Here is a 15,105-nt window from a genome sequence, read left to right as displayed (position 1 = left end):
CACTATCCAAAACTCACCTATGCAATTATGCATAACTATCCCTTCCGTTTTATTTTCATGTTACGATATAAACGAAATACGACATATATCGACAAAGATAAAAGGAAGTGATTGTATGAAACGCTCTAAAACATACTTAAAATGTTTAGCATTATCCGCTGTTTTTGCTAGTAGCGCTGTAACTCTTTCAACACCTGCTGCTTACGCACAAACGACGTCACAAGTTGTAACAGATATCGGGCAAAATGCAAAAACACATACGAGCTATAATACATTTAATAATGATCAAGCTGATAATATGACAATGTCTTTAAAGGTAACTTTTATCGATGACCCTAGCGCTGATAAACAGATTGCCGTTATTAATACAACTGGTAGTTTTCTAAAAGCAAATCCTACTATAAGTGATGCACCTATTGATAACTACCCAATCCCTGGCGCTAGTGCAACATTACGTTATCCTTCACAATATGATGTTGCATTTAACCTTCAAGATAACAGCGCTCGTTTCTTTAACGTAGCACCTACAAATGCTGTAGAAGAAACGACTGTAACATCTAGCGTATCTTATCAACTTGGTGGCTCTGTTAAAGCTTCTGTAACGCCTAATGGCCCTAGCGCTGAAGCGGGTGCAACTGGTCAAGTCACTTGGTCGGACTCTGTAAGCTATAAACAAACTAGTTATAAAACAAATTTAATTGACCAAACAAACAAAAACGTAAAATGGAACGTATTCTTTAACGGATATAACAATCAAAACTGGGGTATTTACACACGTGATTCCTACCATTCTTTATACGGAAACCAACTGTTCATGTACTCTCGCACATACTTATATGAATCTGATGCAAAAGGTAATTTAATACCGATGGATCAACTTCCAGCATTAACAAATAGCGGTTTCTCTCCTGGTATGATTGCTGTTGTTATCTCTGAAAAAAATACAGATCAATCTAACTTACAAGTCGCTTATACAAAACACGCCGACGACTACCAACTTCGTCCAGGCTTCACATTCGGAACTGCAAACTGGGTTGGAAACAACGTAAAAGACGTTGATCAAAAAACATTTAATAAATTGTTCACACTAGATTGGAAGAATAAAAAGTTAGTAGAGAAAAAATAAGTAAAAAAACGAAGGGACTATTTAGACTCTTCGTTTTTTTACTTATTCATAATAAGATCCCGCGAGTAATACCGTCGCTATGAAATTCCATGATATATTTTTAGGCATCTCTTCACCTTTATTTTGAAAAGCATCCATTAAAATATCAATGCTTTCGTCACTTATAATCAATTTATCCCCTTTTATTTCCTTTTTATAAAAAGACATATTTCCTCTCCTTTACTCTCTTATACATATCCCTTGAAGACTCTCTTTTTCTTTCTATCACACTAAACCACGCACCACTTCTTCTAATAATAAATTCAACCATTCATCCAATTTGTTTTAAAACACTCTAATACACTCAGCTTTCTTTCCATAGTACTATCTCGACATTATACTCATTCTTTAGAAAAGAAAAAGCACTTCTCATTGCTTCATCTACTACAATAAGGCTAGAATAAATTAATCCTCTTTGAGCATCGTCATATCCAATGAAATGTAATACTTCTTTTGTATATAACATGAAATCTTCTAATTCTAATTGCACACCAAAGTCCCAATTTTCATGTGCATACCATACAATAATCTTCTTAGACAATAAACTAGTTAATTCACGTTCAAATTCTTTTATTTCATTGATAACTTGTTCAGCATTTAATTCACTCATAACTTTGATAGGATTCGGTGTTTCATCAATTAAAAAGTTTACTAATGAAGCAATTTTCTTCCCGCTAATAATCTCAAATTCTTTTATAGACGGACATAACATTAAAAACTTTTCTCTAGTAGCCTTTTCCTCTACCTTTTCTCTTAACATTGCAATTTTCTTTAGACGTTCATTCACATTTATCACCTCATACATTCAGTAAATTAACATAATAAAGCCTATCATCCGTTTGAAAATACATAACCGATCCGCGGCTATAATAATTAACAAATTGAATCGGCTCTCCAAAATGTTCATAGTATTTTTTCTGAATGTCACTTAATTTATTTTTTCGAAAAAAATTCATTTATGCTCTACAACCCTCTTTCTACTATACAACCTTGTTATTAAAGATAGATTTCTTCTTTCCAACTACTGGATTTAGATTGAACTACTATTAGATTTTCACTTTCCCATTTTAAGGTACCCAAAAATCTTGCATACACCATTTCATTTCCTACTTCTTCCACCAATAGTTGATCTCGAATCTTTAATCCCTTTTCATCATACACTTCACATCGTAGTTGGAAACCTTTAACACGATGAATTCCTTTTAATATCGCTATCCTCTTACGGCTTGGGCTTTTCTTAGGTGTCTTCCCAACTAAAAATATTCCTTCATAGTTTTGCTTCACAATTTCATCTAAAGATTCCTCTATATACCCTTTAACAACAGATGATGAAAGAGTAGAGTTTTCTTCAAGTCCAGGGACAACATATTGGCGTACTAATTTGCAAAACTCTTTGTATTTCTCTTCAACTGAATTTAATGCTAAAAAGTCCATAAAATCATATGGAACATATATACGAATTTCACCCAAAGCTCTATTTACTTCATATGAAATATCAGTGTTTTCGTTAGCTAAACAAAAGACAGTTACTTTTTCAATCTCTCTTAATCCCATCTCAAACTCGCTAACTTTCTTTGAGAAAATTAGCTCAAAAATTCTAATTTCATGTACAAGCAAATAATGTTTTTTAGGACGTTTTTTTTTCCAATCGTAAAACTTTACTTCAAGCAATATAATTCACTCCTTTAAATTTATCACCATGGCATCAGGGACCTATGATACCTTTTATTAATTTATTAAACTGTACTCCTTTTTCATTCTACCTTATCTATATTTTTAATATGCTTACTCACAACGCACGCGGTGACATAACAGCCATAAATACATCACTTCTCTCACCTGGTGCTATATACACTCCTTCTGCATCTAAATATTCAATGGAAAAGGCTGCTAGCTCATACGCCATTTCTTGATCGCATTCAAAAAGTGGATTTATAAAAACCTCACTTCCTGTAATCTTTTGTAAATCTTTCAAACAGTTAGACTTACTTCTTGCATAATCAGCCACATTCTCATTAACCCAAGACCACATCCAACTGTTACTCTTTTCAGACCAAGAACCTATAAAAACAACACTAAATTCAAGTAATACTTGACCATTTTTTTTAAACTGTAATATACATTGATCTTGATCATACCAATACTCATCAAAGTTATAGATATTATAATCCGAAATGAATTTTTGCTGTTTACTTTCTAATTTGTCATAACACATAACAAGATAATTCTCGAATTGTTCATCCGTCATTGCCAATTATCACACGCTCCCTTCATTCAAGATCTCCACTACAAACAATATATCTTATATCTTACTCTCTCAAAACCTATATAAAGTGAAACTTTAATTAGCCCTTACCAATCGGGCTTTTACCAATAGCCCCCCGCCCACATATCATATACGTTTCTATCACTAAGATATCTTAATATATACAAAGAAAGAAGAACTTATATAAGCCCTTCTTTCCGTAAATAGTTTCTTTACTCCGTCTAATTTATTTTATCACGATAAATAAATTCAACATTACACAAATGCACCCCAACCATCTGTATATCCACCAAACTCTTCACCCAGTTTATTCAATTCCTTTTGCATCTCTACAATATCCTCATAAATTAAGAACATTTCTTTAGAACAAGTACATGTCCAATCTTCAAATTCTTCATTATAATCTAATTCACAATTTAAGCCCAGCTCTTGTAGTCTGCCAATTATTTTTTCTCCATTACCTTGATCAGGAATTGCAATAAAGAAATCTACTATATGTTTTTTATTAAAATCTATACCTTGTTTATATAACATATTTAATACTTGTCCATCTTCATCTTTTGGGAATTTCATTATTTCTCTCCTTTTTCTACAGCATATAATAAACCTTCATTTGGAACAAAAAATATTCCATTACTTAAAGTCCTCTTTACCCGTTATTTTTAAGTTTTTTCCATTCTGTATACCTAATATCAATCACTTCTTTTAATTTAAAGTAATTTTCCCAAGTATCTTGCACTTGATATAATGTATCACACTCTAAAAATACATCATCATAATCATCTAAATATAAACCTTTTTCAAAATCAAAATAATCTATTGCAAATTGATTCCCTTCATCATTTAACATGTCATCGCTTAAAACCCCATCCCAGAACATATAAACTTGAGTTCCAGTCATTTTTCTAAGCTTAAATTTATTAATTTCCTCTTCAGTCTCTTCTAAGAATTCATCACTAAATAAATTATTATCAATAATCCAACCTAAGAACATTCCAGTATGTACAAATGCTTGCTCCATCGGTAGTTCTTGTGGGAAATCTCCTTCATAATGATATTTAGCTTTATCGTAAATTATCGTTTGGAACAAAATTCTCACTCCTATTTCACATAATATAATTGAACTCAAATAAATTAAATTAATAAAAAGCGTCTCTCTAGCATTTTATAATAATACTTCTTTTTCATAATCGAAATAATGGTTCTTAATCATTTAATTTATAAAAATAAATAATTCTTTGATACACTCTTTAAAAAGGTAAGTTGACTAAACTCTGTGGGGGTTTTGCTATTAAAGGCTAAGTCTATCGCTACTGCTCAAGGTTACAGTGCACCATCATCACTCGCAGGCACTAAAATTCGATATGGACTTTCCAGCATTATAAAACCTGTAAATAAAAACCCCTATAAGTTACATTCGAAGTTTATGTCTAATCATAAAAACGTCGAATGTTTCCTTCTAGGGGCTACTAATATTTATAATTAATAGAAAATCTAGAGTTTAATGTTTTTCCAGCCAGAAAAACCAGATATAAACAATTAACCCCACTATACTCACGAAAATGAATAACTAACCTTGTTTATCCTAGATTCATATTAGAAAGAAAGTTTTCAAATAACTCCAATTCAAATTTATCCCTCGTCTTTAAATACTCTTTCTTTTTCTCAATGATTTGTTCTAACATCTCTTCTTTATTTAATAACAAGGCTAATCCAATAGCATTTTTTGCTCGAGCCCCATCAAATATTGTCCCTATTAATCCAGCCTCATCATCATCTCTTACACATAAATCAAATACATTTTCCACATCTACATACTTATCAATATATGGAATGAAGTATTCCTTAACTTCTTTTAAAATATCCATAGTAACAGGTAAAATATCTTCTTCCTTTTCAACACGCCACCTTTTTTGCTCCCTATGGACTAAATTCCCTAACTCAACCCCAATCGTATAGGTTTCCTTTTTCTCTTTAATTGTTAAACCTTCATCCCATTGATTTTTCATATTTTCTAATTCGTCAAACCGAATTCCCACATCCACCGTCACATGAAAATCTTCTGGGTGATTGATAAAGGCTAAATGTATACTGATTTTTCCTTTATCAAATTTTTTCACCAGGTCTTGTTGTGTAGTTCTAGTCTTATAACCGTTTTCTTTTAATGCTTCACCTAGACCTTGCAATAACTTTAATTTTAGTTCTTTTTTATTCATAATAACTATCCTCCTTACTTAGGGGTGACAACAACGGTTCGTATTTTACGAACTTGGTCTTTCAATCTACGAGGGGCATTCTTCCCTATAATCTTTCCTCCCTGTTTCCTCATTAGCTTATCCTTTTTTAACTGCATCGCAGTTCCTCTAGCATTACCAGCTTTAACTTCTACCGCCAGTAATTTGCCACGAGGTGTTCTAACTAAATGATCAACCCTTCTAATACCTTTAGAAGTACGAACACTAACTTGACTTCCTAATACATCATATCCCTTTTTCTTTAATGCCGATTTTGCAAGTTCCTCAGCCCTTGCTCCTGCTCTTTTATTAGCTGCTAATGTAGCTCTTTTTTTCGCTTTTCTTGCTGCTTGTTTTGCTGCTTGTTTTGCTGCATAACGTGCTATATGAGGGGCAGCCATCCTTGCACCCGCTATTACAAGTGGAGCAACAGGTATATTACCATCTGGATCTATCAACATTACTGGATTATTATCACCATAAGTATACCCATTCATTGTAACCGGATCATCTTCATCACCCGGATCAGGATCCACCGATAAGAACACACCATGATCTGGATTATAATAACGCGCAATTAGATAATACATGCCGATCTCTTTATCATACATGTATCCCGCATATCCAAACGGATTATCTGCGGCGATACCTTTTGCGTCGCTTTTTAATACGTTACCCCATGAATCATATTCATACGTTGCTACAACTTCTCTATTTTGATCTGTCATCGCAACGACATCACCACGTGGGTTGTAGTGGTAATATAATGTTTGTCCTTTTGATTTCATGGCTAGTCGTACGCCACTTGTCGAGTATACATATTGACGAAGAACATTTCCACTACCATCTGTCTCATATAATGGGTTAATGCTGTCTCCATCATAGAAATAACGTGTTACTTGACCATTTACACTCTTTTCAATACGACGATTATCCTCGTCATACTTATAAATTGCGAATGCATTGCTCTCACCTTGTTTTGTAATCGCTACAATTTGGTCGTCTTCATTCCATGTATACTTATACTTTCCATCAGACGTACGATTTCCATTCGCATCATACGTTAACGATTCGTTTCCGAATTTTACAAGTTGATTTCCTTCATTAAATGTTGCCGCTATAGATTTTGTTTCTTTTCCATTCTCTACAACTTTCACACTTGTACGGTTTCCAAATCCATCATATGTGTATGATTTAGTTGTTCCGTTTGGTAGTGCTTCATTTAATAATTGGTTAATGGGGTCATATACAAAGTTTGTTTCTGTTACTTTTCCGCCCGCACCTTCATGTTTAATCTTCGTATTGAAGTTTAAAGATAAATACATTTAACAATTGATAAAATAAAACAAGGGCTTTTTTGGAATCATCGGTTAAACTTGCAATTTAGTTGAAGAAGGCACAAACTGATGATGCGGAAAAACGTAGTATATAGAAGACTATGTAAGGAGTTTTTCATATGATTGATAACAGAATTTCGAAAGATTATGACCATGAAATAGATGATTCTTTAAAAGAAATTACAGATACAACCATCTTACTTAATTTTCAAAAAGCGATTGTAAGTTTATATCCTCATCTAATACCAATTCATGCTTTTGCCTATGACGCATGGGATGATATTGTAATGCCATTGTTTTATGAAATGGTATATAAAACCTTTGCTTTTAAATACGGGATAGATATTAACTTTAAAGAAACTCATACCTATATGTTTTCGCTTAATAGTTATAAAGGGATACATCACATCGAGTGTGTTCCAAAGTGCACGACATTTAAGATTTATATTAACGAAGAATGGATTGAAATGGATAATAAAAGTTTGAAAGAAAATGTATTTGTATTTAAGTCATTTGGGGATGGATTGCATTTTCTAACTGGTGGAATTGAAATTGCAGATGCTTATCGTGTAGGATTTGACCTTGTTGAGGTTGATATTGTTTCTACCATAACAGGTCTTCCATCTAAAACAAGTATTTTTATTGATAAAGAGCATGTAGACTTTGTGTTTGTTGCAGAAACATATGATACAAATATCCAAAATTAAAAATTTCATGTAAGAAAGTAGGAAGAATATCTTCATTACTACTAGTACCAAATAGTTATTTGAACACGCTCCGCTATTATATATACAAACTTCCTACTACATTTCATATGAGAAAAAGTTATTACGATAAACAAAGAAAAGGTCTCCTAAAATATATTTTAGGAGACCTTTTCTTCATTACACTTGCATCGCTTTCTCTCTCAATGCTCTTCTTAACAATTTACCCGTCGTATTCTTCGGTAATTCTATTAAAAACTCAATGCTTTTCGGCACTTTATATTTCGCTAAATGTAACGTACAGTAATGCATTAGTTCTTCTTCTGTTACGTTTGCTTGCTTCAAAACGACGTACGCTCGCACAGCTTCTCCTAAGTTTTCATCAGGAACACCGATTACAACAACTTCAGCTACTGATTGGTGCGTATATAATACTTCTTCTACTTCACGAGGATATACGTTATAACCGCCAACTAGGACGATATCTTTTTTACGATCAACGATATAGAAGTAACCTTCTTCATCCATTTTCGCTAAGTCACCTGTATATAGCCAGCCGTCTTTCAATGTCGCAGCTGTATCTTCTGGTGCATTATAGTATCCTTTCATAACGTTAGGTCCGCGAACGATTAATTCGCCGACTGCGCCGACAGGTACTTCTTCCCCAAGTTCATTTACAATTTTATTTTCTACATGCCAAATATTTGTGCCAATTGATCCTGGTTTACGAGGACGATCTAGCGGGTTGAAACAAGTAACTGGTGATGCTTCTGATAAACCGTATCCTTCTGAAACAATAACGTTAAAACGTTTTTCAAAGTTTTGCAGAAGAGCAACAGGCATCGATGCACCACCGGAAATACAAAGGCGAAGCGTCTTCACATCTTCTGCGCTTGCTTCTTCAAATAAATATAAATAATTGTACATCGTCGGTACGCCAGCAAAGATCGTTGGTTCGTACGTACGACAAATACGGAATACTTCTTTCGGACTAAATTTCGGTAACATTAAAATCGTTGCTCCGTTCACAATCGGTGCATTTACCGCAACTGTTAAACAGAATACATGGAACATTGGCAGTGCCGCAACGACGCGATCGTCAGCAGTAAATTGTAAATAAGACGCAACATCATTCGCATTACTATATAAATTTTTATGTGTGAGCATAGCGCCTTTCGGTTTTCCAGTTGTACCTGAAGTGTATAGGATAACCGCTACATCCTCTTCATCTAGTTCAGGGCCTTCGTATTGTAAATCTCCAGCCCCCACAAAACTAGTAAACGTTTTCATTTTTTCGGTTTCTGTATGGTTAAAATCTGATGAGGTTTCGCATATGATGATGTTTTCTAATGAAGGAAGTCTTGTTGTAAGAGATTGTATAACAGGTAGAAGGACGTCGAGTACGATGATTGTTTTTACATCTCCATTTTGTAAAATGTAATGCATTTCGTCTGCTGTATAAATTGGATTAACTGGAATAACAGTTGCTCCGGCTTTCATTGTTCCGTATAAACCGACCAAAAAATGTGGTGAGTTCCCAACAACTAATGCGACATTGTCCCCTTTTCCAATGCCCATTTCTGCTAAATTGCTAGAAAACCTTGTGACCATTTTGTTTAATTGGTCATATGAGACCGACTGATCCATAAATATATAAGCCGGTTTTTCCCCCTTCTTTTTTGCCGTTTCAGCCAAAGATTGAACGAGATTCACAAAAACCCCACCTTTATAAAATTTAGAATATTTAAAAATTCTAAATTAATTATATTAAAAGAAAATTAAAGTGGCAAGTGATATTCTATTAACTGCATATAGACAGATCACCTTCTCTTAGTTTAATTTGGAAAAATAAGGGGATTTTATTTACAAGTAATTTATAACACTAGACCAAAAATCATTTTAGGATAATATGCACTCATCTTTTTTCTAAGATTTTCAAGTTCCTCTTTATTTAAGCTCGTATACTCCCCATACAAATTCAAAACGTCCGCTCCATTTTCATGAAAATACACGGTAACATATAATGCCGGTAACCCTTTGTTGTTTTCATCTATTGATAAGACGACATCTGGCGTTTTATTAACAGTGCTGAATGTTTCATTTCTTTTCCACTTCTTATTTTGAAACATGTCTTGTATATCATGTATCTTTCGTTTGTTATCTGTATGCGTAAAATATATAACATTATCCTCCGCTGGTTTTCCGATAGACAAAATTGTACGACTTGAGGGCGATCCACTGTTACACGCTGTCATTCCGATGACAAAGCTGAGTAATAATACAACGTACATTACCCTTTTCATATCAATCCGCCTCCTTTTGAATATATATATTCCTTTATAAGAGGCAGATGTCCTGTGATTTTATGGTGAATGAAATTATATCCGCGATTTTTCGAATATATCGACTTACCGAAAAAACGCGACAATCTACGCAAAAAAAGAGGCTGCCCGTTATGGCAGCCTCCCTCATTTTTAGAAGAATAAATGTAAGAAATCTTCAGTTGTAATGTTACCGAAGTAGCGTGCGATATCTACGCCTTCTAAAGCTGCAGTGAATGTATCTTTATCGAACTGAACGCCTGTTAGACGCTCTTCGATATCATGAACATCTAGTGAACCGAAGAAGTCGCCGTAAATTTTGCATTCTGTTACTGTTCCTTTTTTCACTTCCAGACGAACGTCAACTTGTCCAACTGGGAAGCGGTGTGAATGTTGTAAGTTGAACTTCGGTGATTTTCCGTAGTTCCAGTCCCAATTGCGGTAGCGCTCTTCAGAAAGTTTATGGATTTCTTTCCAATCCTCTTCTGTTAATTCATACGTTGGGATTTCTGTTTCTCCTTCGAAAATTGTTTCTAGAAGAAGTTGTCTAAACTCTTCTGTCGTCATTTCTTCGTTTAGGAACTCTGTAATGTTCGCAACGCGGCTACGGATTGATTTAATTCCTTTTGATTGGATCTTATCCATTTTTACTTTCAGTGCTGATACGACGTGATCGATTTCAGAGTCAAATAGTAACGTACCGTGACTGAACATACGACCTTTCGTTGAGAACTGCGCGTTACCTGAAATTTTTCTTCCTTCAGCTAAAATGTCGTTACGACCACTTAGTTCTGCATTTACACCTAATTTACCAAGCGCTTTCGTTACAGGCTCTGTGAATTTTTTGAAGTTGCTGAAACTATCTCCATCATCTTTCGTGATAAAGCTGAAGTTTAAGTTTCCTAAATCATGATATACTGCGCCTCCGCCTGATAGACGACGAACGACATGAATACCTTTTTCTTTTACGTAATCTGCATTAATTTCTTCTACTGTGTTTTGGTTTTTACCAATGATAATCGAAGGTTCGTTAATGTAGAACAGTAAATATGTTTCGTTAATATCTAAATTTTTCACACAATATTCTTCAATCGCTAAGTTTATTCTAGGATCTGTAATTCCTTTATTATCAATAAATAACATCGTATCACCTCATGAGTTCCATACGTAGCCACTATGCGCTAGCGTAATATGGCCACTGAAAATTTGTTTTGCTTCTGTTACTAAATTAGATGGGTTTCCTGTATGCGGTAAGTGCGTTAATAAAAGTTCTTTTACATTCGCATCTTTTGCAATACTTGCTACTTCTGTACTATTCATATGCCCTGCTTTTGCAGCCTCTTGATGTGCATACATATTACACTCACAAATGAAAAGATCAGCATCTTTCGTGAATGGAATGAATTCAGGAATATAACTTGAATCAGCGCTGTATACTACAGCACCATCTCCAGCTGTAATACGCATCGCAAAGCATGTAACAGGATGAACAGTTTTTAAGAACGAAATCGAGAACGGTCCAACTTGAAGTGTTTCTTCTGGATTGTACGCGATTCCTTTCGTATGTGGTTCATGTGTTAAAGAATGGAATCCATTCTCGTCAAACGTATGACCGTATATTGGTAATTCCGGTAGTTGCCTTGTTGTTGCACTCGTAATTAATCTCGCATATTGCAATACCCCAATGTCCGCAACATGATCGTGATGATAGTGTGACAGTACAACTGCATCTATATGAGATGGTGTTATATATTTTTGAAGCTGTGCTAGTACACCACTACCACAGTCTACAAGTAAACGAAAACCATCGTGTTCAAACAAATACCCCGACGTTGCTTCTCCCGCTTCTGGAAATCCGCCCCAAAAGCCGACAACAGTCATTTTCATATGTATCCATCCTTTCTAAAACCGAGTAGGAATGCATGTTTCACTTACATTCTACATTGTTAACTATAATCCATTTCCTAAACTTTTTCATTAATTTTCAATTTTGTTATAAAACAGTTGTTGACTTTTATTTTTTGTACTAATACAATAATAGTAAGAAATGGAAATGGAGGGATTGACATGATTGATCAACCAATGGAGTTTTTCAGAAATTTACCGACGAAAACTTGTGCGCACTGTGGGAAAGAAATTGATGAGCAACACGAAGCATACCATAACAAATGTGATGACTGCGTTCACGAAGAATAGTAGTTTATGAACATAAAAAAACCTAGCAGACATAGTCTACTAGGCTAATAACATCGTATCCTTCTTCATCGTTGAACCTTTCACCAAGAGCTCCAGTTCAAACTCATATAATTCTTTTTGTCGATAATTTTTCGTATGGATTTTATCCATCATCAGGTCGACAACTTTTCGGGCCATCTCATCGATTGGCTGTTCAATTGTCGTAATACCTGGCTCTGTAATCTGTGATAATATTTGATTATCAAAACCGATAACAGCGAGATCATCTGGAATGCTCCAGTTATGGTGCTTCGCCTCTGAGATAATTCCAGCTGCTACCTCATCGCCTCCTGCCAAAATCGCGGTAGGATTTTTTTTGTCCTTTAATACTTCATGGAATATTCGTTTTCCATCCTCCCAAGAGAAAGCGTTTTCAAGAAAATCAATCGCTTCTACTTGGCGGCTCTTCTCAGTTATTGCACGTAAAAAGCCCATTTTTCGCTGCTGGCTAACTAATTTGGTTTCGTTACCACGGCAAAAAATAAGATTGCGATATCCTTGATCTAACACATGCTTCGCAGCTATGTATGCTCCTTGCGCATGATCAAACTTCACTGTTGGAATATTTGCTTCCTCAATATATTCATTACATAACACGATTGGACCGTGCTGTAAGTATGGCTCTACATCTTCCCACGGATTTTCTAGTGAACATAGAATAATCCCATCTACTTGTTTCGTAGATAATAATTGTAAATACTCCATCTCTTTTTCAGGTAAATATCTTGTTTGACAAATAATCAGTTTATATTTATGTTCAGAAGCTGCAATCTCGATTGCTTCAATAAATCTACTGAAAAAAGGATTTGTAATCCTTGGAACTAGCACCGCAATTGTTTCCGTTTTTTGTTTACGAAGCCTTCTCGCCGCAGAATTAGGAACAAAGCCTAAATGCTTCATTGCTAATTGAACCCTTTTTTTCTTCTCATCTGAAACATATGGATGATTATTAATCACCCTAGAAACCGTTGTCCTTGATAACCCCGCTAATTTCGCCACGTCCTCTATAGTCGACACGAAATTCTCCCCCTTTGCATGAAAACGTTTTCTTAAATTGATTATATAGTATATTATTGGAAACTGCAATATCGGTTGTTATGATTTTACTATATTAATATTATACATAGGTAAAAGTCTGTTAATGGAGGGGCAATATACTGCTTTTAGACATTTACGGTAGGTACATTCCTTTTCTTAATACCATATATCCTTTATTCAATATAAAAGCCCATCAATACATCGTCTCCATATGATCCATCTTCATACTTTATTTGCTTTCGTTGTCTCCCTTCTTCTACAAAACCCATACGTTTGTACACTTTAATTGCCCGATCATTAACAGAAACTACACCTAAGCAAATTTTCTCTAAACCTTTCTGCCCTTTAGCCCAACTAATAAGAAATTCAATTAATTTCGTGCCGATGCCTTGATTACAATACGCCTCTTTAATCCCCATTCCCATTGTGCCTGCGTGTTGTAACCGTTCTAGTTCATATCGGTTGAAAAGTAAAAAGCCAACTACCTTCCTATCTACTTCATACACGATATAGAGATTACCTTTCTCATTGCTTTTCCGTATCTTTTCTCTTTCTGCATTACTATCATTCGGTAACTTCTTTGGGGATACTATGAAAAATTTTGTAGTAGTTTCCGATAATATAATTTCTTTTCTAATATTCATAATTGCTTCTGCATCAGTCTCTTTTACTAACCGTATCATTGAATCACCTCGTACTTTTTCTTTTTAAAAATAATATTAAAACTATAAAACGTCCAATATGCAATATTACATATTGAGAATCTTTTTACTCTTGATACAATATTCATAAATCAAAATAAAAGGAATATATGGAATGAACCCTATCTTAACAGATGCAAAACAACTATTACATAAAGAAGAAAAAATTTTATCTACTTTAAAATGTTCACTTACTGGCTATATGATTACGCATAAAGTCCCGTATCCTGGCATGTTACTTGCTACTAATCAAAGACTTCTCTTTTTTAGCCAATATAAAAACACATTCATTGCCGAATTTGATTATGAAAAAATTCTATCCATAGAAACGAAGAGAAGAATCTTTGACAAAAAAATAATATTTTACTATGAAGATGAATATATAACGCTTGGATACATTACGAGTTCGAATGTTGAAGCGTTCATAGACTTACTACAAAGAAACAGCAAGACTAGCACAGGCTTATAATCAGCGGGGATCCCCTCGCTGATTCATTATTTTAACTCCTCCCACTTCGTCCAAACTTCTCTCCCGTTTATACGGTACATACTATCCTCTCTATCCATAAACCTATGTACAATAAATTCACGTCTAATTGTACAAAAATCATCATGATATTGTTTTATAAATGTATTAATTTCTTTTTCTGTATATTGATTTTCAGCATTTAACTTGCTAACTAAATGCTCTATCAATACTAGTTTTTTCTTCTTTTGACCTGGAATCGATTTTAAACGATCCTCTTTATCGAAAAAGTTACGAATGGTCGTATCACGGAATTTCATTTCACTTTCGGTCATTTTTTATCCTCCATCGGTTTTTAAATAATACAACTTTATTGTTTATCCCTATTATTTTTCTTCATTCTTTCACTTACAACACACATAAAGTAATACCCACTAATTAGCACATAGTAAACTAAAACTATTCCTAGTGCATCTTTTATATTTATATATTTTTCTTTATGAAACAACATAGGTGAAAGGGCATAAACAAGAAAGATTATTAGCGGATTTACGATAAAATAATAAGTAAGATTGCCTTTCATCATATCAACTCCTCTATCCTATGTTTCTCTGTAAATTGTTGTAATTCCTTTTCTT

The 15,105-nt window shown here is 34.2% G+C and carries 20 protein-coding genes; 4 read left to right on the top strand and 16 right to left on the bottom strand.

Going from position 1 to position 15,105, the window contains the following annotated elements:
- Nucleotides 1-115: 115 nt before the first annotated feature.
- A complete protein-coding gene (gene cytK2 / locus MR160_RS02945) occupies nucleotides 116-1,126 on the top strand; it encodes a beta-channel forming cytolysin CytK2 (protein WP_017762901.1) in 1,011 nt (336 codons plus the stop codon).
- Between the two features lie 42 nt (nucleotides 1,127-1,168).
- Here cytK2 and MR160_RS02940 read toward each other — a convergent pair whose 3' ends face one another.
- The 8 genes from MR160_RS02940 to MR160_RS02905 form a co-directional block, all read right to left on the bottom strand.
- Nucleotides 1,169-1,333 carry a hypothetical protein gene (locus tag MR160_RS02940; RefSeq protein WP_000011711.1) on the bottom strand — a complete coding sequence of 55 codons (165 nt, stop codon included), beginning with the start codon at nucleotides 1,331-1,333 and terminating at the stop codon, nucleotides 1,169-1,171.
- A 136-nt stretch (nucleotides 1,334-1,469) separates the two neighbouring features.
- Nucleotides 1,470-1,952 carry a hypothetical protein gene (locus tag MR160_RS02935; RefSeq protein WP_001005736.1) on the bottom strand — a complete coding sequence of 161 codons (483 nt, stop codon included), beginning with the start codon at nucleotides 1,950-1,952 and terminating at the stop codon, nucleotides 1,470-1,472.
- A 209-nt stretch (nucleotides 1,953-2,161) separates the two neighbouring features.
- A complete protein-coding gene (locus MR160_RS02930; protein ID WP_000895167.1) occupies nucleotides 2,162-2,836 on the bottom strand; it encodes a hypothetical protein in 675 nt (224 codons plus the stop codon).
- Nucleotides 2,837-2,954: 118 nt separating this feature from the next.
- Nucleotides 2,955-3,419 (bottom strand): DUF6882 domain-containing protein, encoded by a 465-nt coding sequence (locus MR160_RS02925; protein WP_017762900.1) that lies wholly within the window; start codon nucleotides 3,417-3,419, stop codon nucleotides 2,955-2,957.
- A gap of 267 nt (nucleotides 3,420-3,686) precedes the next feature.
- Nucleotides 3,687-4,004, bottom strand: a complete 318-nt coding sequence (locus tag MR160_RS02920) for a ribonuclease E inhibitor RraB (protein ID WP_000671650.1) — start codon at nucleotides 4,002-4,004, stop codon at nucleotides 3,687-3,689.
- 76 nt (nucleotides 4,005-4,080) lie between these two features.
- Nucleotides 4,081-4,521 carry a DUF7832 domain-containing protein gene (locus MR160_RS02915; RefSeq protein WP_000487868.1) on the bottom strand — a complete coding sequence of 147 codons (441 nt, stop codon included), beginning with the start codon at nucleotides 4,519-4,521 and terminating at the stop codon, nucleotides 4,081-4,083.
- A 490-nt stretch (nucleotides 4,522-5,011) separates the two neighbouring features.
- On the bottom strand, nucleotides 5,012-5,647 hold the full coding sequence (locus tag MR160_RS02910; RefSeq protein WP_017762899.1) for a DUF4304 domain-containing protein: 636 nt from the start codon (nucleotides 5,645-5,647) through the stop codon (nucleotides 5,012-5,014).
- A 14-nt stretch (nucleotides 5,648-5,661) separates the two neighbouring features.
- The gene (locus tag MR160_RS02905) at nucleotides 5,662-6,990 is read right to left on the bottom strand and encodes an RHS repeat-associated core domain-containing protein (RefSeq protein ID WP_346670361.1); all 1,329 of its coding nucleotides are present in this window, start codon (nucleotides 6,988-6,990) and stop codon (nucleotides 5,662-5,664) included.
- Nucleotides 6,991-7,121: 131 nt separating this feature from the next.
- On the opposite strand from MR160_RS02905, the gene MR160_RS02900 reads away from it, so the two are divergent.
- Entirely contained in the window at nucleotides 7,122-7,709 is a 588-nt protein-coding gene (locus MR160_RS02900; RefSeq protein ID WP_000566763.1) for a hypothetical protein, read from the top strand.
- A gap of 177 nt (nucleotides 7,710-7,886) precedes the next feature.
- Here the strand turns inward: MR160_RS02900 and MR160_RS02895 are convergent, their stop codons facing one another.
- From MR160_RS02895 to MR160_RS02880, 4 genes are all read right to left on the bottom strand, one after another.
- Nucleotides 7,887-9,419, bottom strand: coding sequence for a fatty acid--CoA ligase family protein (locus MR160_RS02895; RefSeq protein ID WP_001055198.1), 1,533 nt, complete (start codon nucleotides 9,417-9,419; stop codon nucleotides 7,887-7,889).
- Nucleotides 9,420-9,580: 161 nt separating this feature from the next.
- Complete coding sequence (locus MR160_RS02890; protein ID WP_017762896.1) at nucleotides 9,581-10,009, bottom strand: hypothetical protein; 429 nt, start codon at nucleotides 10,007-10,009, stop codon at nucleotides 9,581-9,583.
- 171 nt (nucleotides 10,010-10,180) lie between these two features.
- Nucleotides 10,181-11,170 (bottom strand): lipoate--protein ligase, encoded by a 990-nt coding sequence (gene lplA / locus MR160_RS02885; RefSeq protein WP_000897261.1) that lies wholly within the window; start codon nucleotides 11,168-11,170, stop codon nucleotides 10,181-10,183.
- Nucleotides 11,171-11,179: 9 nt separating this feature from the next.
- Nucleotides 11,180-11,914, bottom strand: a complete 735-nt coding sequence (locus MR160_RS02880; protein ID WP_000784692.1) for an MBL fold metallo-hydrolase — start codon at nucleotides 11,912-11,914, stop codon at nucleotides 11,180-11,182.
- A gap of 180 nt (nucleotides 11,915-12,094) precedes the next feature.
- Between MR160_RS02880 and yhfH the strand changes: the two genes are divergently transcribed.
- Complete coding sequence (yhfH, locus tag MR160_RS02875; RefSeq protein ID WP_000567010.1) at nucleotides 12,095-12,223, top strand: protein YhfH; 129 nt, start codon at nucleotides 12,095-12,097, stop codon at nucleotides 12,221-12,223.
- A 39-nt stretch (nucleotides 12,224-12,262) separates the two neighbouring features.
- On the opposite strand, the gene MR160_RS02870 is transcribed toward yhfH, so the two are convergent.
- Together MR160_RS02870 and MR160_RS02865 are read right to left on the bottom strand one after the other, a co-directional pair.
- Nucleotides 12,263-13,279, bottom strand: coding sequence for a LacI family DNA-binding transcriptional regulator (locus MR160_RS02870; RefSeq protein WP_000103710.1), 1,017 nt, complete (start codon nucleotides 13,277-13,279; stop codon nucleotides 12,263-12,265).
- 194 nt (nucleotides 13,280-13,473) lie between these two features.
- Nucleotides 13,474-13,983: a GNAT family N-acetyltransferase gene (locus MR160_RS02865; protein ID WP_000620472.1), complete on the bottom strand. Its 510-nt coding sequence runs from the start codon at nucleotides 13,981-13,983 to the stop codon at nucleotides 13,474-13,476.
- A 133-nt stretch (nucleotides 13,984-14,116) separates the two neighbouring features.
- Here MR160_RS02865 and MR160_RS02860 point away from each other — a divergent pair, with 133 nt between their 5' ends.
- A complete protein-coding gene (locus MR160_RS02860; RefSeq protein WP_001068229.1) occupies nucleotides 14,117-14,470 on the top strand; it encodes a PH domain-containing protein in 354 nt (117 codons plus the stop codon).
- 26 nt (nucleotides 14,471-14,496) lie between these two features.
- Here MR160_RS02860 and MR160_RS02855 read toward each other — a convergent pair whose 3' ends face one another.
- The gene (locus MR160_RS02855) at nucleotides 14,497-14,802 is read right to left on the bottom strand and encodes a DUF2087 domain-containing protein (RefSeq protein ID WP_017762892.1); all 306 of its coding nucleotides are present in this window, start codon (nucleotides 14,800-14,802) and stop codon (nucleotides 14,497-14,499) included.
- A gap of 35 nt (nucleotides 14,803-14,837) precedes the next feature.
- Nucleotides 14,838-15,053 (bottom strand): hypothetical protein, encoded by a 216-nt coding sequence (locus MR160_RS02850; RefSeq protein WP_025988999.1) that lies wholly within the window; start codon nucleotides 15,051-15,053, stop codon nucleotides 14,838-14,840.
- Between the last annotated feature and the right edge of the window lie 52 nt (nucleotides 15,054-15,105).

Source organism: Bacillus cereus group sp. BfR-BA-01382 (assembly GCF_022663475.1).
GTDB lineage: Bacteria > Bacillota > Bacilli > Bacillales > Bacillaceae_G > Bacillus_A > Bacillus_A thuringiensis_S.
The sequence above is the reverse complement of the archived record's forward strand: the minus strand, read 5'-3'. Positions and strand labels throughout refer to the sequence as shown.